Genomic DNA, 18,041 nt, shown 5'->3' with positions numbered 1-18,041 from the left:
CTGCTTCGACAGGAATGACAGTGGGCTTTGCGGTTCGTCACCGCAACGGAAACCATTTGTTAAGGTTAACGACGACGGTGGGGGTCGGCAACGCCCTCGGCGAACGACATCTCCTTCAATTCACCGGCGGATAGAGCGTATCGATGATCATGCGCGCATCGTGACGCGAATCGAGCATACCGTAGGTATTGCGCCACTGGCCCGCGAGCCGCGTCTCGACGAAAGCATCGGCGATCCGCCCTGCCCCCAGTCGGCGTAACTCGGCGGCCGCCGCCGACAGCGCAAGCTGTTCCGTAAGCAGCCGGGCCGAGCCCTCGTCGGTCGAAGCCACCTGCATGGCCGCCTTCAGAACACCGATCGTGCCGCGCCCGCCGGCGCCGAGGTCGCGGTCGATGCCGCCCAGCACCTCTTCGAAAAGGCCGGGCGCGCGGCCAAGCACGCGCAGCACGTCGAGCGCCATGACATTGCCCGATCCTTCCCAGATCGCGTTGACAGGCGCTTCACGGTAATAGCGGGCGAGTGGAGCTTCCTCGACATAGCCATTGCCGCCAAGGCATTCCATCGCCTCGTAAAGCAGCGGCGGCGCGATCTTGCAGACCCAGTATTTGACGACCGGCGTCATGGCGCGGGCGAAGGCCGCCTCGCCGCGATCGCTCGCCGCCTCGTCGAAGGAACGCGCCAGCCGGAATGACAGCGCGGTCGCCGCGGCGACATCGAGCGCCATGTCGGCCAGCACGCGCTGCATAAGCGGTTGCTCGATCAGGTTGGTTCCGAACACCTGGCGATGGCGGGCATGATGGATCGCTTCGGCCAGCCCCGCCCGCATGATCGCCGAAGACGCCACCGCGCAGTCGAGCCGGGTCAACGTCACCATGTCCATGATCGTCTTGACGCCGGCGCCGGGCTCGCCGACCATCTCGCCGATGGCGTTGACGAACTCGACTTCGGAAGACGCGTTGGAGCGGTTGCCGAGCTTGTCCTTCAGCCGCTGGAAGCGAAAGCCATTGCCCGACCCGTCACCGAGCACACGTGGCACCAGGAAGCACGACAGCCCCTCCGGCGCCTGCGCCAGCACCAGGAAGGCATCCGACATCGGCGCCGACATGAACCATTTGTGTCCCGACAGGCGGTAGAACCCGCTTCCGACGCGTTCCGCCCTGGTCACATTGGCCCGCACATCCGTGCCGCCCTGCTTCTCGGTCATGCCCATGCCGAGCGTCAGTCCGGTCTTCTCGACCGGCGGCTTCTGGCTCTGGTCGTATTTGCGGGTCGTCACGCGCGGCGCCCATTCGCGAAACAGTTTTGGGCTGGCCATCAATGCCGCCAGCGAGGCGCTGGTCATGGTGATGGGGCACAGGTGCCCGGTCTCGAGTTCCGCCGTCAGGTAGAAACGGGCGGCCCGCACCTGATGGCGGCGGCCAATCTCGGCGTCGCCATTTTCCCAGACCGAGGAGTGCAGACCGTTGGCCACCGAACGGCGCATCAAGGCGTGGTAGGCCGGATGGAACTCGACCAGGTCGATGCGCCGTCCCTGGCGATCGTGCGTCCTGAGTTTTGGCGTCTCGACATTGGCCAGGCGGGCCAGTTCCTGCGCTTCTTGCGTGAGCACGAAACGGCCAAGCCCGTCGAGATCCTTGCGCACCGGATCGGAAAAGCGCTCGGCAAGCTGGATCAGCAACGGATCGCCTCGCCAGGCGTTGCCGCCCGTCAGCGGCGGCGGCTGGTTCGTTACGTCGTCGGTCACGCCCAATCCTTCTAGAAAGGCCTTATCGTCGGAAAGCCTCGAATCCGAGGCCATCGGCTAGATATAGCCAAGCGTTGCTGCGCGCGCGACGAAAATACCGGGGAGAACGGCGTCAATGCAAAGCGGGTGCTTGCGGGCGCGAAATCCGCACCCTATAGCAGCCCCTTGAGATGACCGACGCTTCGTCCCTGCCACTCTATCCTCACCGCCATCTTCTGGGCATCAGCGATCTTTCGCCCGCCGACATCGAGCTGTTGCTCGACAGGGCGGATCGAGCGGTCGCGATCTCGCGGCAGTCCGAGAAAAAAACCTCGACGCTGCGCGGCCGCACCCAGATCAACCTCTTCTACGAAGCCTCGACCCGCACGCAGTCCTCGTTCGAACTGGCTGGAAAGCGGCTTGGCGCCGATGTCATGAACATGTCGGTGGCGAGTTCCTCGGTGAAGAAGGGCGAGACGCTCATCGACACCGCGATGACGCTGAACGCCATGCGGCCCGACATATTGATCATCCGCCACCAGTCGGCGGGCGCCGCGGCCCTTCTGGCCCAGAAGGTCGGCTGTTCGGTTGTCAATGCCGGCGACGGCGCCCATGAACACCCTACACAGGCGCTGCTCGACGCGCTCACCATCCGCCGCGCCAAGGGTCCGTTGTCGAAGCTGATCGTGGCGATCTGCGGCGACATCCTGCATTCGCGCGTGGCGCGCTCCAACATCATGCTGCTCAACGCCCTTGGCGCACAGGTGCGGGTGGTGGCACCCTCGACGCTGCTGCCCTCGGGCATTGACAGGATGGGCGTGATCGTCTGCCGCTCGATGGCGGAAGGCCTGAAGGACGCGGATGTGGTGATGATGCTGCGCTTGCAGCGCGAGCGCATGGAAGGCGCCTTCGTGCCGTCGGTGCGCGAATATTTCCGCTATTTCGGCCTTGATGCCGAGAAGCTGAAGGCGGCCAAGGATGACGCGCTGGTCATGCATCCCGGCCCGATGAACCGAGGTGTCGAGATCGCCTCCGAAATCGCCGACGGCCCGCAAAGCGTCATCCAGGAACAGGTGGAAATGGGTGTCGCCGTGCGCATGGCGGTGATGGAAGCGCTGCTTGATCCCCGTCGCAATCAAGAGAGCCGCAATCAAGAGGGTCGCGGCGCATGAGCACGACTGTCTTTGAACGCGCCCGCATCGTCGACCCTTCGCGCGGCATCGACGAAGTCGGCTCCGTCATAGTCGATGGCAAGAAAATCGTTGCCGCGGGCAAGGCGGCGCTGAACCAGGGCGTCCCCGAAGGCGCCACGGCAATCGACTGCGCCGGCAAGGCGATCATGCCAGGTTTGATCGATGGCCGGGTCTTCATCGGCGAGCCGGGCGGCGAGCATCGCGAAACCATCGCTTCGGCGAGTGTCGCCGCGGCCGCCGGCGGAGTGACGTCGATCGTCATGATGCCCGACACCGACCCGGTGATCGACAATGTGGCGCTGGTCGAATTCGTGTTGCGCACCGCCAAGGATACGGCCGTCGTCAACATCTTTCCGGCCGCAGCCATCACCAAGGGCCTCCACGGGCGCGAGATGACGGAGTTCGGCCTGCTGCGCGAGGCCGGCGCGGTCGCCTTCACCGATGGCCGGCACACCATATCGAGCGCGCTGGTGATGCGCCGCGCGCTGACCTACGCGCGCGATTTCGGCGCCACCATCGTCCATGAAACGCAGGATGCCGACCTTGGGTCATCGGGCGTCATGAATGAAGGCCTGTATGCCAGTTGGCTCGGCCTTTCCGGCATTCCGCGTGAAGCCGAATCCATCCCGCTCGAGCGTGACCTTGCGCTGGCGCGGCTGACGCGGGGTTCGTACCATGCCGCGAAGATCTCGACGGCAATGGCGGCAAGCGCCATGGCACGGGCGAAGGCCGACGGAGCGGCAGTGACATCGGGCGTGTCGATCCACAATCTGTCGCTCAACGAAAACGACGTCGGCGAGTACCGCACCTTCTTTCGCCTGACGCCGCCGCTGCGCGCCGAGGAAGACCGGCTGGCTGTCATCGAGGCGGTCAGGGACGGTACGGTCGATGTCATCGTCTCCTCGCATGATCCGCAGGATGTCGACACCAAGCGCCTGCCTTTCGCCGACGCGGCAGCCGGTGCCATCGGACTCGAAACCCTGCTGGGCGCTGCCTTGCGCCTCTACCACAATGGCGATGTGCCTTTGCTCCGGCTGATCGAGACCTTGTCCACCGCGCCGGCGCGGCTGTTCGGATTGCCCGGCGGCACGCTGAAGCCAGGCGCGTTAGCCGATCTCGCGCTTGTCGATCTCGACGAGCCCTGGATCGTCAGTGAAAGCGGCATCCGCTCGCGCTCGAAAAACACCTGTTTCGAAGGCGCACGCCTGCAGGGCAAGGTCTTGCAAACGCTGGTGGCGGGCCGCACAGTGTTTTCCGCCTGAGCCGGCAATAGCCATGCGACATCGAGCATGGCCGGGGGAAATGCGGGGGAAACAATGACGTATGGCCTGATCCTGGCGTTGGTGTTCGGTTATCTGCTGGGCTCAATTCCGTTCGGCCTGCTGCTTACCCGCGCGGCCGGCCTCGGTGACGTGCGCAAGATCGGCTCCGGCAATATCGGCGCCACCAATGTGCTGCGCACCGGCAACAAGGGGCTTGCCGCCGCGACCTTGCTGCTTGACGCGCTGAAGGGCACGGCCGCCGTGCTGATAGCAGGCCATTTCGCGCCTGAAACAGCGGTCTGGGCCGGCCTTGGCGCTTTTCTGGGGCACCTGTTTCCGGCATGGCTGGGGTTCAAAGGAGGCAAGGGCGTCGCGACCTATCTCGGCGTGCTGATCGGCCTCGCCTGGCAGGTGGCGCTGATCTTTGCCGTTGTCTGGCTGGTGATGGCTTTTCTGTTTCGCTTCTCCTCGCTTGCAGCGCTTGCTGCAGCCGTCGTCGTCCCGATCGCCCTCTACGTCATGAGCACACCCCAGGTTGCAGCGCTGTTCGTGGTGATGAGCATCATCGTTTTCATCAAGCATAGGGCCAATATTTCGCGGCTGATGGCCGGCACCGAAGGCAAGATCGGAGCCAAGGGGTGAGCGAACCGGCCGCCGGGCCGCGTCTCACCGATCGCCAGCGGCTGAGCTGGTTGCGGCTGATCCGCACCCAGAATGTCGGCCCGGCCTCCTTTCGCGACCTGATCAACCGTTTCGGTTCGGCCGAGGTCGCGTTGGAAATGCTGCCGGAACTGATGATTTCCGGTGGCGCCAACCGGATCGTGCGCATCCCTTCACTGGCCGAAGCCGAGGCCGAGATGGAGGCCGCGCGGCGGATCGGTGCACGCTTTGTCGGCATCGGCGAGGCAGACTATCCGCCGCTGCTGCGCAGCATGGACAATCCGCCGCCGCTGCTGGCGGTCAAGGGTAACGACGCGGTGTTCCGGTTGCCGGGGATCGCGATCGTCGGCGCCCGCAACGCATCGCTTGCCGGCATCAAGATGGCGCGCATGCTGGCAGCCGATCTCGCAGGAGACGGCTATGGCATCATCTCCGGCCTGGCGCGCGGCATCGACACGGCGGCGCATCAGGGCAGTCTCTTGACCGGCACGGTCGGAGTGCTCGCCGGTGGCCTCGACCTGCCCTACCCGCCCGAAAATACCGGCCTGTGCGATGACATTACCGAGCGTGGCGCCATCATCTCGGAAATGCCGTTCGGCTGGCAGCCACGCGCCCAGGATTTCCCGCGCCGCAACCGCCTTGTCGCCGGTGCCGCCCTTGGATTGGTCGTGGTCGAGGCTGCGCAGCGCTCCGGCTCGCTGATCAGCGCCAGGCTTGCCGGCGACATGGGCCGACTGGTCTTTGCCGTGCCTGGCTCCCCGCTCGATCCACGCGCCGCCGGTACCAACGGCCTGCTCAAGGATGGAGCGACGCTGGTCACCGAGGCTTCGGACATCTCCAGGGCGATCCTTCCGCTGACCGGCATGCGAACACCTGATCCGCCGCCGTTTGAAGACCCGCCCGACTTTTCGGCCACGGCGCCACCAGGCGAGAGCGACCGGGCCAAGGTGATCGAAGCGCTGGGGCCGACGCCGGTGCCGGTCGACGAGATCATCCGTCACACCGGCCTGCACCCCGCCCAGGTTTTCATGGTGCTGCTTGAACTCGACCTCGCCGGCCGCCTTGAACGCCACGCCGGCGGCAATGTTTCGCTGGTTTTCGGGGACGGCTAACCCGCCCTCAGTGGCGGTCGGTCTTTTTATCCTCCGCCTCGGCGTGATCCTGTGTGTCGGCGCCAAAGAGATCCTTTTGGACAAACTGGCGCCAGACCTCGTCCGCGTCCCGCGGGCGCGACGGATCCAAACTCGGCTCGCTCTCGTGCGCATTCGGGACCGAGCGCCGGCGTAGCCAAGCAGGCATCATCTCCTGGATGAGACTGGTGAATTGGGTCATCGCCGACTCCTTCGGTTCAAGGGATGGATCAGACCGGTCGATCCATCCAAGTTGCTCTGGCTCACCGCACCCAGCCAAGCCAAAGCCTCGCCGACGTCGGCCAGCGCATGGCGCGCCGCTGTCGGTCCGCGCGGTTTTATCCGGATCGAAATGCCGTCCATCTCATTGACGGCCTCGAAACCATTCTCGTCGGATGTGTCGTCGCCCAGAAACACTGGCCGCCTCCCCTCGAAAGCTGGCAGATCCAAAAAGCGCCTGATTGCCGCTCCCTTCGCCGCCTCCAACGGCATCAATTCGACGCCGGCATTGCCGGCCAGCACCCGATACCCCACGGGCAACCTGTCCAGCGCCTGCTCGATCAGTTGCGTCGCGCGCTGCAACAAGTGCGGTGCCGCTCGTGTGTGGATTGCCAGGATCGGACCCTTGCGCTCGATATAGACGTCCGCACTATCCAGCTCCGCTTCGATCTCCTCGGCAAGTGCGGCGATGTCGGCGGGCTCTCCCGCCGCCTCGACCGGCCCATCACGCGCGAGCCTGTGCTCAAGACCGTAAAGCCCGGCGGCGCGCAATCTGAGGGGCTGGAAAAGATGATCGACAGCAGCGATCGACCGCCCCGTGATGAACGCCAGAGCTCCGTCCAATTGCAATTCGAGCCCCACCAACAGCGTCCGCAACTCATCGCCGACAACCACCGCATCGGGATGCGCGGCATGTTCGAGAAGCGTGCCGTCGATATCGAGGAACAAGGCCCACGCACCCTGCGGGACTTTGGGTACGGTCAAGTTTGACAATGTCGACATCACAGGGCCGCCACGCGCTTGCGGTCGAGCAGCGATATCACATTGCCGGGAGAACTGGGACCAGGAGAACGTGGGGCGGCGCTGACGGCACGATCGACCGCATCCCGCTTGCGCAGGCGCGCCGCATCGAACAGCATGCTGCCCGCCCATCGATAGACATTGTTTTCGCGCACGACCTCGCGCATGCGTCGCATGCGCTGACGTTGCTCTTCCGGTGACATGGTCAAGGCCTGCAGCAGGGCGTCGCCCATCATCGCCGCGTCGTAGGGATTGACGATCAGCGCCTCCAGCAATTCCTTCGACGCGCCGGCGAACATGCTGAGCATCAGCACGCCCTGTTCATCCTCGCGGGCCGCGACAAACTCCTTTGCAACCAGGTTCATGCCGTCGTGAAGGCTGGTGACCATGCAGACGTCGGCGGCCCGGTAAATCTCGTACACCTCCGTTTGCGAGTGATGTTCGGTCACCAGCACCACAGGGGTATAGTTTTCACGACCATGGCGCTCGTTGATATCCTCGGCATGGCGCAGACATTCCTCATACAATTGTTGATAGGCAGGCAAGGTGCCGCGGCTGGGCGCGGCGATCTGCAGGAACGCGACCTTGCCGATCCATTCCGGATGCAGTGTCAGCAGCTCATCGAGTGCGTTGAGACGATCGAGGATGCCCTTGGTGTAGTCGAGGCGTTCGACGCCGACGCACAGCCTGACGTTCTCGGCCAGGCCGAATTTCTCGCGAATGAGCTGGCGACATTCTGCAACGGCAGGCAGTTTGCTCAGATGCGGCGGCTCCCATTCGATTGAAATCGGATAGGCGTGAACCAGGCTGATCTGGCCGCCATAGGAGATGGCGGAATCCTCACGCTCGATCCTGCTCTCCAGGAAGCGGTCGACGCTGTCGATGAAGTTGTTGCAATGGAACTGGGTGTGAAAGCCGACGATTGAACTGCCCAGCAGTCCTTCGAGAATCTTCTCGCGCCATGGACAGATGCTGAACACCTCGGAATTCGGCCACGGAATGTGCCAGAAGGTGATGATGATCGCTTCCGGCAGGCGCTCCCGAATCATCCGCGGCAACAGCGCGAAGTGATAGTCCTGGACCAGCACGATGGGCCGCTCGTTGCGGGCCTCCGCCACGACGGTGTCGGCGAATTTGCGGTTGACCGTCTCATAGGCCTCCCAGTCGGAGGCGCGGAATATCGGCCGGGTGAAGGCTATGTGGCAGAGCGGCCAGAGCCCTTCATTGGCAAAGCCGAGATAATAGCCCTGCTGTTCTTCCTCGCTCAGCCAGACACGGCGCAACGTGTAGGAAGGGTTTTCAGGCGGCACCTCGACGCGGTCATTTTCATCGACGACAAGCGCATCGGCCGAACCGCCGCCATAGGCGATCCATGTGCCGGCGCAGGCGCGCGTAATCGGCTCCAGCGCTGAAACGAGCCCGCTGGCAGGCACGACCAGCTGGATATCGTCCCCCTTGCGGTTATGAATGTAGGGTTCGCGATTTGAAACCACGATCACCTGCGCATCGGGAAGTTCCTTCGCCAAAATGTGACGCAGAGTTTCCGGCGACCATTGGACGAGCGCGGCGGTCGCGGATTGCCCGTTCTTTTCGAATTCCGGCAATGGACCGCGAACGGGTCCTGGTTCGAGACTGGCGCGCTTCGTGTTTCTGGCCCGATGCGCCCGTGACACCACCACCGCAAGCGCGATGCATAAGATACCGACAATTGCGAGAATGAATAGCCACGGTGCGGCCGAAGGGACGACCAGGTACGAACTGTTGTCGGGCATTTCGAATTGATTACCTTTCAATGGGATGCGGCAGATCCACCGACAGGAACTCCGGCATCCTTGGCGTGGTGATCCAACGTTCCGCACACATGATGGTTCCGATTTTTCAACTCCTGACCACCAGAGGCACCAGTCCCTCATGCGCATCCGCAAGGAAGGCGCCGACACGATCTCCCACGCGTTGAAACGTCAGATCCACAGCCACATGTCCTACCGAGAGATGACGAATGACGAGATTGTCGATACCGATCGGCAAGCGCGGCTGGGTCACGTGAATTTCGTTCGTCCCACCATCGATCTGAAGGCCGAGGCAGGCCTGCATGAGCATGAAGGCGGAACCTGCGGACCAGGCCTGCGGCAGGCAAGCCACTGGATAGGCAATCGGCGCTTCGCCGGCCGCGCGCGTGAACCCACAGAACAGTTCGGGCAGCCGCATGTTGAAATGAACCGCGGATTCGAAAGTCCCGCTCATCAACCGCACCACGCTGTCGCGGATGCCGTAGCGCGCCAGTCCGGCGGCGCAGATCGCGGTGTCGTGCGGCCAGATGGACCCGTTGTGATACGACATCGGATTGAAGAAGATCGCGTCGTCAGCCAGCGTCCTCAGCCCCCAGCCGGAATGGAATGAAGCCGACAGCAGCTGGTCGGCGACCATGCGTGCGCGATCCGGATCGGGAAGGCCGACATACAGCAGGTGACCGGCGTTGGACGTGCGTACCTTGCAGGGTTGGCCATCGCCATCGATCGCCAGCGCATAGTAGCTGAGGTCCTCGATCCAGAAATGGCGTTCGACTTGTTGGCGAATGACATCGGCGCGCATTTCCCAATTTTCGGCCCGCTCCTCTTCGCCGCGCAGCCGTGCAAGCTTTGCCAATCCCTGGAACGCTGCAAAGACGTAGCCCTGCACCTCGACCAGAGCGATCGGTCCTTTCGGAATGCGGCCATCGGCATGGAAGACGGAATCGAAACTGTCCTTCCATCCCTGGTTGGCAAGGCCGGACTCGGCGGCGCGCTGGTAGGTAAGGAACCCTGTCGAACGACTGGCTGTCTCGATCCACTCGGCGGCGGCGCACAGCGATGGCCACAGGCCATCGATGAAAGCCGTGTCTCCCGTGCGGTCCGCATAGGCGCAGGCGAGATGGATGTAGAGCGGCGTCGTGTCGACGCCGCCATAATAGCGGCCGAACGGCAACTCACTCAGCGCCGCCATCTCGCCCTTGCGGGTCTCGTGCATGATCTTGCCGGGCTCGGAATCGCTGAAGGGGGAGGTCTCGGTCGCCTGGTGCTGGGCGAGAAAGGCAAGCACACCACGAGCCAGGCCGGGATTGAGCCAAAGCATCTGCAGAGCTGAGATCACGCCGTCCCGGCCGAAGGCGGTGGAGAACCATGGAATCCCGGCGTATGGGTAAGGGCCGGTCGCCAATTCCGTCGTGAGCAACGCCACATCGGCGCGGGCCCGCTCCATCCAATCATTGAAGACGCGGCCCGAACTGTGGAGTGTCGCCCCGTGCCGGCGCTTGGCGCGCATGCCGAAACGGGCGCGGGCGGCGGCAGCCCGGAACCGCCGGCTTTCGGGGCGGTCTGACGTCTCGCCGCCCACTTCCACGTAAAGCGTCTGGCTGCTTCGCTTGGTAATCGCGATGAAGAAATCCGCCCGCTCGGAGGTCAATTGATCGGGCGTCTGCGAAAACGATATCGCGGATGTTCGTACCACCTTGTCCAGGCCTTCGTAGCGGAGCACGACCGAGTTCCCGTCGATCTCGGCCGTGTGGGCGGTGCCGCGTTTGGACCGGGTCGAGCCCCGGACTTCGAACATGTCCCGAAAATCGGCACCAAAGCGCAGCGACACCAGGACCGTCGAATGCTCCCGACTGTAGTTGGAGAGCGTGATGCGTTCATACAGCCTTTCCTCCCACAGAAGCCTGGCGCGCTCGATATGGATCGCGCCCTGCGGAATCTGGCGGCTTGCGGTGCTCTCGATCGGCAGATTGGTCAGGTTGGTGGTGAACAGGACGTTGTCCTGGCTGAGCGATGCGCCAAGCAACGACAGCGACCGCCCGCCAACTGTCAGGCGAAATTCTGAAAGCACACGCGTGTCGTCGCGGAAGAAGCCGTCGCCGGCGCCACGTATGTCGCCATAGGCATCGGCGACGGCAAAGCAATCGCCATGCTTGAGAGCATAAAGCCGATGCGGCTCCCTGGGGGCGGTTTCGTCCAGCGAAGCCAGTGCTATTGCAGGATCGAGCTTTCGCTCGTCGAGTTGGGTAATGGTCAAGAAGATTGTCCCGTGCTGGTTTCCGAACGGGGTGACGGTCTACGAGGCTCTGCTCTCCTCGACGCCATTGGTCAGCCGCGAATACGCCGCGACATAATCCCTGGCCATTCTGTCGGCGGAAAACCGCCTTTCGAAGACCGTTCTTATTCTTCGCCTGTCGAGTTGCAGGAGATCGGGCATCGAGGCGACGGCATCTTCGATGGTTTCGACGACAAAGCCGGTGACCCCATAATCGATGATCTCGGGCATGGCCCCGCAACTCCAGGCCATGACTGGGGTTCCGCAGGCCATGGCCTCGATCACCGCAAGCCCGAAGGGTTCGGGCCAATCGATGGGAAACAGCAAAGCGGCCGCATTGCCCAGAAACCTGCTCTTCTGGTCCTCGCCGATCTCGCCGACAAACTCGACCCGGTCGCCATCGATCAGGGGCTGCACGACTTCCTCGAAATAGGCGCGGTCGCCATCGCCGACCTTGGCGGCGAGCTTCAGTTTCAGGCCGGTGCGGCGAGCGATCTCGATCGCCCGGTCCGGCCGCTTGTCGCGCGACATCCTGCCGAGGAACGCCAGATAGGCGCCATCCGTGCCTGCCTCGAAATCGGGCTCATAAAGCCCAAGCGGCAGCCCATGATGGATTGTCGCCAGCCAATTCGCGGACGCGAACCGCGCCCGCTGGCTGCGGGATATGGAAATCATGGGAAACCGCGGAAACCGGTCATAGGCCTGCGCGAGGTCCGCGTAATCCAGCCTGCCATGCGGCGTCGTCACGGTGCGCTGTGGAATATCGCGGAAAAAAGGAAAATGCAGGAAATGGCTGAGATGGAAATGGACGACGTCGAAGTCGTCGGCCCGTTTCCTCACTTCGTCGAGCATCGACAGATGCGCCGCGATCTCGGATTTCAGCGGACGGGGATCGAGACGAAGCGCCCTTTCGCGGCATGGCACCAGTTTGGCGGAAGTCTTCGTGTCGCCGCTGGCGAACAATGTCACGTCGTGGCCGAGGTCGACGAGCGCCTCGGTAAGATACGAGATGATGCGTTCGGTGCCCCCGTAGAGTCTTGGCGGCACCGACTCGTAAAGCGGTGCGACATGGGCAATCTTCATGTCCCGGCGTCCCTCAATGAGCTGGTCATAGAGCCAAAATGCATCAGCGCCGGGATCGTTCCTGAATCATTGGAAGATGCGTCGAATGAGCCGTCCCCTGTTTGATTCGACCGGCCGCTCTATTTCCTGTCGGTAATGCCGGCTTGCGCTTTACGGCAGCCGAAGGAGGTCCAGATGCAGCAACCCAGGGATATCGCAGCCCGGCGTCTGAGCATGATCGTCGAACAATATGTCGAGGCCAGAAAACGGCACTTTGGCTTTGTGTCGACGGACCAGGCTGCCCGGGTGATCCGCAGAACCCTGAAACCCGATCCTTCGGAGCCAGCACTTTCCGATCACGACCTTGACGACATGGTCGCCGCACTCGCCGTAAAGAACGGCCTGGCCGTCATCTTCGATCGGGGCGTGCGGGGACCAGCCGGCGGCGCCGAGGCCGACTTGAACAGAAAGGAACCGATCATGCGAGCACCGACGGAAACCCCGGATGTTGCCGGCGCGGTGGACGCCATCCTGAGCGGTCGTACCGCCCAACTTTCGATGAGCGCGGTGATCTCCCTGCTGCGCGAACGGACCGGCACCAAGCGATCCGATGCGGATCTGGAAGGACTGATCGCCAAGAAAGCCGCCGTCTTGGACGTGCACCTGTCACGGAGCGTCTAAGGGGTCACTGCTCGTCGGGGCGTCGTCATCATAACGAAACCCCGTCACCCTAAGTCGGTTGATCGTCAGGACCACACGGCCAAGCTCGTCGCTTATAGCGCAAGTCCAGTCCTTGACCGCGATCACCTTCTTTCCGGCCATATGCCTCCGGGGGCTTTACGCGATCTGAAGCCGGTTCACGGAACCTTCGCCGGATATTACAACCAGCCGTGCAACGGCAAACGCGGCCAGAATTATGAAAAACGCCGTGATGTTCAAGAACATCGTTGCCGCAAAGATGCTCGCGCTTTGGTCATAGCAGCTTGCGAATTCCATGACGCTTTACCCCCTTCAAACCTGTTGCATCATGATCCTGCTTCAGAAGAAATTCAAGCAGATGCTAAAATACATGGACGGGGTTCAAATGCGCGACAGCCAATTGCTTGTCCCCCAGCGACTAGTGCAAGGCTGCACGGGGCGCTGACGGTCACAATGCCGTACGCCGTGGCCCCTCAGTCCCTGGTTAATGAAAAACCCGCCACAGGAGCGACCTGCGACGGGCTTTTGGAGTGGCTACATCCCTGAAGGAATCGACCGCTTGTAGTTCTATTGTGAACTGTGTGATCGCGTTAGCCTATGGTGTGATCGCGGAAAGCCTTGGGCCTGCCCGCCTCAATTTTGCGAACACCGAGCGGACACAGATTTACGGATACTGAGACCTGATTTGGTGAGCGCGATGGGATTCGAACCCATGACCTACTGATTAAAAGTCAGTTGCTCTACCGGCTGAGCTACGCGCTCCCGCGGGCTCGAAAAGGCCGCCCCCGAAATTGCGCGGAACATAGGGAGAGTGCCGCGACCGGTCAACCGGAAAAGATGGGTTTCAAACCCGCTCTTTGCCCTAAATCGCTGCCCCTTGCTTTTGTTCCCCGGGTCCAGGTGAGCAGCCCGCGGTTTCGGTTTCGGTCCGGCAACGGCTGCCAACACGGCGGAACAAATCCGAAGCACCATCGTTTTCCGCCAAAGGGACGTTCGCCAAACCTTCGAGGAGAAGACCAATGAATAGAGTGACAACGGGTCTGCTAGCCGCCACGCTCTCGGCCACATTCGTCGCGGCGGAGGTGGTGCCGGTCAACGCCCAGCCGGCCTACGTGCCATTGTCCCAGGCGACAACGTCGGACATGCAGACAGTGCAATACCGGGAATGGCGGAGAAACCGCTCCTTCGACCGCAATTTCTCGCGCAATCGCAGCTTCAGCCGCAACGGTGACATGTATTGGAATGGTCATCGCGGCTATCGGGAATATCGCCGCGGCTATCGCCGTCATGGGGATTACTGGTTCCCGCTCGCTGCCTTCGCGACTGGCGCCCTGATCACCGGCGCGATCGTCAATGAGAACAACCGCGTCTATGAAGGCAATGCCCATGTGCAGTGGTGCTACGATCATTATCGGAGCTACCGCGCTTCGGATAACACCTTCCAGCCGAACAATGGTCCTCGTCGGGAGTGCCGTTCGCCTTACTGAGTGAGTATGAGTGGCCTAAAAGTGTGTGAGCCGAAGGCCCGCGTTGGAAACGGCGCGGGCCTTTCCTTATGCGCTCAGTGTCCTGCGCACTGCATCACGCCAGCCTGCTAGTTTCGCAGTACGATTGGACGCGTCCATATCAGGCTTGAACCGCCGCTCGAGCGCCCAGCTTTTAGCGAACTCCTGCGCGGCGGGCCACACGCCCGCCTTCGAGCCGGCGAGCCAGGCCGCCCCCAGCGCGGTCGTCTCCAGGATTGTCGGCCGATCGACCGGCGCGTCGAGGATGTCGGCGAGGCGTTGCATGGTCCAGTCCGAAGCCACCATGCCGCCATCGACCCTGAGCACGGTCTTTGCCTTGGCGCCCTTCCAATCCTTGTGCATGGCGTCGAGCAGGTCGCGGGTCTGGTAAGCGACTGATTCCAAAGCCGCCCGGGCAAACTCGGCAGGACCGGAATTTCGGGTCAACCCGAAGATAGCACCCCGCGCCCCGGCATCCCAGTGCGGCGCGCCAAGTCCGACAAAAGCCGGCACAAGGTAGACGTTCTGCGTCGGATCGGCCTCGGCAGCCAGCTTGCCGCTCTGCTCGGCCTTGCCGATCACCTCGATGCCGTCCCGCAGCCATTGCACCGCGGCACCCGCAATGAAGATCGAGCCTTCCAGCGCATAGGTGGTCTTGCCGTTCAACCGGTAGGCGATGGTGGTCAACAGGCGGTTCTTCGAACGCACCAGATCGCTGCCGGTGTTGAGCAGCGCAAAACAGCCGGTGCCGTAGGTGGATTTCATCATACCCGGCTCGAAACAGGCCTGCCCGATGGTCGCGGCATGCTGGTCGCCGGCAACGCCGAGTATCCTTATCTCGGCGCCAAACAGGTTTTTCTCTGTGATTCCATAATCATCGGCGCAATCCTTTACCTCCGGCAGCATTGCGGCCGGGATGCGCAGGATGGAAAGCAGTTCGTCGTCCCAGGCATTCTTCTCGATATTGTAGACAAGCGTGCGTGAGGCGTTGGTGGCGTCGGTGGCATGAACCTTGCCGCCGGTCAGCCGCCAGATCAAAAAACTGTCGATGGTACCCGCCAGCAATTCGCCTCTCTCGGCGCGCCGCCTTGCCCCTTTCACCTTGTCCAGCATCCAGGCGATCTTGGTGCCCGAGAAATAGGGGTCGAGCAGCAGTCCTGTCTTGCGGGTGAATTTCTTCTCGAGCCCCTGCTTCTTGAGCTTCTGGCAGAGCGGTGCGGTGCGCCGATCCTGCCATACGATGGCGTTGTGGACCGGTTTGCCCGTCGCCCTGTCCCAGACAACGACGGTCTCGCGCTGGTTGGTGATGCCGATGGCCACGACATCAGCAGCCGTACGGCCGGCCTTTTTCAGTGCAGCCTTCACGGTGGTCACGACGCTTGCCCAGATCTCTTCCGGATCATGTTCGACCCAGCCGGAGGCCGGATAGCGCTGGGTGAATTCCTTCTGCCCGCTACCCACGACCTTCATCTGGCCATCGAACAGGATCGCCCGGGTCGATGTCGTTCCCTGGTCGATGGCCAGCACAAAACCACTCATTCCGCATCCTCCGCCTCGATACAAAGAAGGGAGACGGCAACGCGCCGCCTCCCTCAATTTCACACGGGCGCGAACGCCCGCATGGACAGTCTCACTTCTGCCAGCTCTTGACCAGTTCGTCGTAATTGATGGTCTGCGGCTTTTCCTTCTCGTTCTCGAGCTTCAGCTGAGGCGCGAGATTGCCGGCCTTGACCGCATCGGCGTTCCAATAGGCCAGGTCGTGCTCTTCGGCCATCTTCGGACCAATGTCACCCTGGACACCGGATTTCTCGATACGGCTCAGGACCTTTTCCTGGTCGGCACAAAGCGAATCCATGGCTTCCTGCGGCGTCTTGGCACCAGAGGACGCGTCGCCGATGTTCTGCCACCAAAGCTGCGCCAGCTTCGGATAGTCCGGCACGTTGGTACCGGTCGGCGTCCACTGCACGCGGGCCGGCGAGCGGTAGAACTCGATCAGGCCGCCGAGCTTCGGCGCACGTTCGGTGAAGCTCTTGTCATGGATGGTGGAGTCGCGAATGAAGGTCAGACCAACCTGGCTCTTCTTCACGTCGACGGTCTTCGAGGTGACGAACTGCGCATAAAGCCAGGCGGCCTTGGCGCGGTCGGTCGGTGTCGACTTCATCAGCGTCCAGGAACCGACATCCTGATAGCCGAGCTTCATGCCGTCTTTCCAGTAGGAGCCGTGCGGAGACGGCGCCATGCGCCATTTCGGCGTACCGTCGTCATTCATGACCGGGAGGCCCGGCTTGACCATGTCGGCGGTGAAGGCGGTATACCAGAAGATCTGTTGGGCAACATTGCCTTGCGACGGCACGGGGCCGGATTCGGAGAAGGTCATGCCCTGGGCTTCCGGCGGCGCATAGGCCTTCAGCCAATCCAGATACTTCTGGATGGCATAGACCGATGCTGGTCCATTGGTGTCGCCGCCTCGTGCCATGCACGAGCCTACAGGTCGCGAATTCGCATCGACCTTGATACCCCATTCGTCGACCGGCACGCCGTTCGGCAGGCCCTTGTCGCCGTTGCCGGCCATCGACAGCCAGGCGTCGGTGAACCGCCAGCCGAGCGACGGATCCTTCTTGCCGTAGTCCATGTGGCCATAGACCTTCTTGCCGTTGACGTCGCGGCCGGTGAAGAACGCGGCGATGTCCTCATAGGCCGACCAGTTGACCGGCACGCCGAGTTCGTAGCCATACTTGGCCTTGAAGTCGGCCTTGTTCTTCTCGTCGTTGAACCAGTCGTAGCGGAACCAGTAGAGGTTGGCGAACTGCTGGTCGGGAAGCTGGTAGAGCTTCTTGTCCGGCGCAGTGGTGAACTTGGTGCCGATGAAGTCGTCGACATCGAGCATCGGATCGGTGACATCCTTGCCTTCGCCCGCCATCCAGTCGGTCAGGTTGCGCACCTGCTGGTAGCGCCAGTGCGTGCCGATCAGATCCGAATCGTTGACCCAGCCGTCATAGATGTTCTGGCCGGTTTGCATCTGGGTCTGGATCTTCTCGACGACGTCGCCTTCCTGGATGACGTCATGCGTGACCTTGATGCCGGTGATGGCTGTAAAGGCCGGCGCCAGCACCTGAGACTCGTACTGATGGGTGGTCAAGGTTTCCGACACGACTTTGATGTCCATGCCGGCGAAGGGCTTGGCGGCGTCGATGAACCACTGCATCTGCTTTTCCTGGTCGGCGCGGGAAAGCGTCGACACGCCGCCTATCTCCTTGTCCAGAAAGGCTTTTGCTTCATCCATGCCGGCATAGGCATTGCCTACGCCGAGCAACAGGACAAGGGCCGTTGTTGATGTTAAAAATTGCCGTCGCATGTGTTTCCTCCACTGTTTTAGGTTTCAAGTGCGATCTGGAGCGACCGCCGGCACGCGGCCGCTCCAACAGTTTCCCCCTCTATACGTAGCGGAACACGCCGATGGCGTAGACCACGGAGAGAGCGAGAGCCCACCAGAGGCTCGGTCCGACAAGACCCAGCCAAGCGAGATGGATAAAGGCGCTGCCAAGCAGCGATAGAAACAGACGGTCGCCGCGCGTCGTCTCGAAGCGCAGCACGCCGACGCGCGGATTGCCACCCGGCGAAGCGTATTCCCAAACGCCCATGCCAAGCAGAAGCAGCGCGATGACGGTGAAGAACGCGGCCGTCGGCCAGGTCCACGCCATCCAGGAAAAGTCGAGGTTCAT

At 62.4% G+C, this 18,041-nt stretch carries 15 protein-coding genes and 1 tRNA gene; 6 read left to right on the top strand and 10 right to left on the bottom strand.

The genetic code is table 11. From position 1 onward, the window contains the following. Positions 1-115: 115 nt before the first annotated feature. Complete coding sequence (locus EN845_RS21375; protein WP_127278351.1) at positions 116-1,744, bottom strand: DNA alkylation response protein; 1,629 nt, start codon at positions 1,742-1,744, stop codon at positions 116-118. A gap of 170 nt (positions 1,745-1,914) precedes the next feature. On the opposite strand from EN845_RS21375, the gene EN845_RS21370 reads away from it, so the two are divergent. Genes EN845_RS21370 through dprA form a run of 4 tightly spaced genes read left to right on the top strand, consistent with a single transcriptional unit; the run spans position 1,915 to position 5,950 of the window. Continuing rightward, positions 1,915-2,895, top strand: a complete 981-nt coding sequence (locus EN845_RS21370) for an aspartate carbamoyltransferase catalytic subunit (protein ID WP_127278352.1) — start codon at positions 1,915-1,917, stop codon at positions 2,893-2,895. Beyond that, positions 2,892-4,178, top strand: coding sequence for a dihydroorotase (locus tag EN845_RS21365; RefSeq protein WP_127278353.1), 1,287 nt, complete (start codon positions 2,892-2,894; stop codon positions 4,176-4,178). The genes EN845_RS21370 and EN845_RS21365 overlap by 4 nt, the downstream gene beginning before the upstream one ends. Before the next feature lie 54 nt (positions 4,179-4,232). Beyond that, on the top strand, positions 4,233-4,820 hold the full coding sequence (gene plsY / locus EN845_RS21360) for a glycerol-3-phosphate 1-O-acyltransferase PlsY (RefSeq protein ID WP_127278354.1): 588 nt from the start codon (positions 4,233-4,235) through the stop codon (positions 4,818-4,820). Further along, positions 4,817-5,950 (top strand): DNA-processing protein DprA, encoded by a 1,134-nt coding sequence (gene dprA, locus EN845_RS21355; RefSeq protein WP_127872510.1) that lies wholly within the window; start codon positions 4,817-4,819, stop codon positions 5,948-5,950. Before plsY ends, dprA begins: the two co-directional genes overlap by 4 nt. A gap of 7 nt (positions 5,951-5,957) precedes the next feature. Here dprA and EN845_RS21350 read toward each other — a convergent pair whose 3' ends face one another. The 5 genes from EN845_RS21350 to EN845_RS21330 all read right to left on the bottom strand — a co-directional run bounded on the left by EN845_RS21350 (position 5,958) and on the right by EN845_RS21330 (position 12,136). Next, positions 5,958-6,170 carry a hypothetical protein gene (locus EN845_RS21350; protein ID WP_127278356.1) on the bottom strand — a complete coding sequence of 71 codons (213 nt, stop codon included), beginning with the start codon at positions 6,168-6,170 and terminating at the stop codon, positions 5,958-5,960. Further along, positions 6,167-6,970 (bottom strand): trehalose-phosphatase, encoded by an 804-nt coding sequence (gene otsB / locus EN845_RS21345; RefSeq protein WP_127278357.1) that lies wholly within the window; start codon positions 6,968-6,970, stop codon positions 6,167-6,169. Before otsB ends, EN845_RS21350 begins: the two co-directional genes overlap by 4 nt. Continuing rightward, on the bottom strand, positions 6,970-8,760 hold the full coding sequence (locus tag EN845_RS21340; protein WP_127872511.1) for a trehalose-6-phosphate synthase: 1,791 nt from the start codon (positions 8,758-8,760) through the stop codon (positions 6,970-6,972). The genes otsB and EN845_RS21340 overlap by 1 nt, the downstream gene beginning before the upstream one ends. Before the next feature lie 106 nt (positions 8,761-8,866). Continuing rightward, entirely contained in the window at positions 8,867-11,029 is a 2,163-nt protein-coding gene (locus EN845_RS21335) for an amylo-alpha-1,6-glucosidase (RefSeq protein WP_127278680.1), read from the bottom strand. A gap of 45 nt (positions 11,030-11,074) precedes the next feature. After that, positions 11,075-12,136 (bottom strand): glycosyltransferase family 4 protein, encoded by a 1,062-nt coding sequence (locus EN845_RS21330; RefSeq protein ID WP_127278678.1) that lies wholly within the window; start codon positions 12,134-12,136, stop codon positions 11,075-11,077. Positions 12,137-12,310: 174 nt separating this feature from the next. On the opposite strand from EN845_RS21330, the gene EN845_RS35540 reads away from it, so the two are divergent. Next, positions 12,311-12,796 carry a hypothetical protein gene (locus EN845_RS35540; protein ID WP_189522883.1) on the top strand — a complete coding sequence of 162 codons (486 nt, stop codon included), beginning with the start codon at positions 12,311-12,313 and terminating at the stop codon, positions 12,794-12,796. 704 nt (positions 12,797-13,500) lie between these two features. Here EN845_RS35540 and EN845_RS21315 read toward each other — a convergent pair. After that, positions 13,501-13,576: transfer RNA gene (locus tag EN845_RS21315), tRNA-Lys, on the bottom strand. A gap of 257 nt (positions 13,577-13,833) precedes the next feature. Here EN845_RS21315 and EN845_RS21310 point away from each other — a divergent pair. After that, positions 13,834-14,301, top strand: coding sequence for a BA14K family protein (locus EN845_RS21310; protein WP_127278376.1), 468 nt, complete (start codon positions 13,834-13,836; stop codon positions 14,299-14,301). 66 nt (positions 14,302-14,367) lie between these two features. On the opposite strand, the gene glpK is transcribed toward EN845_RS21310, so the two are convergent. From glpK to EN845_RS21295, 3 genes are all read right to left on the bottom strand, one after another. Further along, positions 14,368-15,858 (bottom strand): glycerol kinase GlpK, encoded by a 1,491-nt coding sequence (gene glpK, locus EN845_RS21305; RefSeq protein WP_127872512.1) that lies wholly within the window; start codon positions 15,856-15,858, stop codon positions 14,368-14,370. Positions 15,859-15,949: 91 nt separating this feature from the next. Continuing rightward, positions 15,950-17,674, bottom strand: a complete 1,725-nt coding sequence (locus EN845_RS21300; RefSeq protein ID WP_127872513.1) for an ABC transporter substrate-binding protein — start codon at positions 17,672-17,674, stop codon at positions 15,950-15,952. 79 nt (positions 17,675-17,753) lie between these two features. Then, the gene (locus EN845_RS21295) at positions 17,754-18,041 is read right to left on the bottom strand and encodes a DUF2160 domain-containing protein (protein WP_127872514.1); all 288 of its coding nucleotides are present in this window, start codon (positions 18,039-18,041) and stop codon (positions 17,754-17,756) included.

Origin of the sequence: Mesorhizobium sp. M8A.F.Ca.ET.202.01.1.1 (assembly GCF_004791595.1) — a bacterium.
GTDB lineage: Bacteria > Pseudomonadota > Alphaproteobacteria > Rhizobiales > Rhizobiaceae > Mesorhizobium.
Note: the sequence above shows the minus strand (reverse complement) of the source record. Positions and strands in the feature narration are given on the sequence as shown.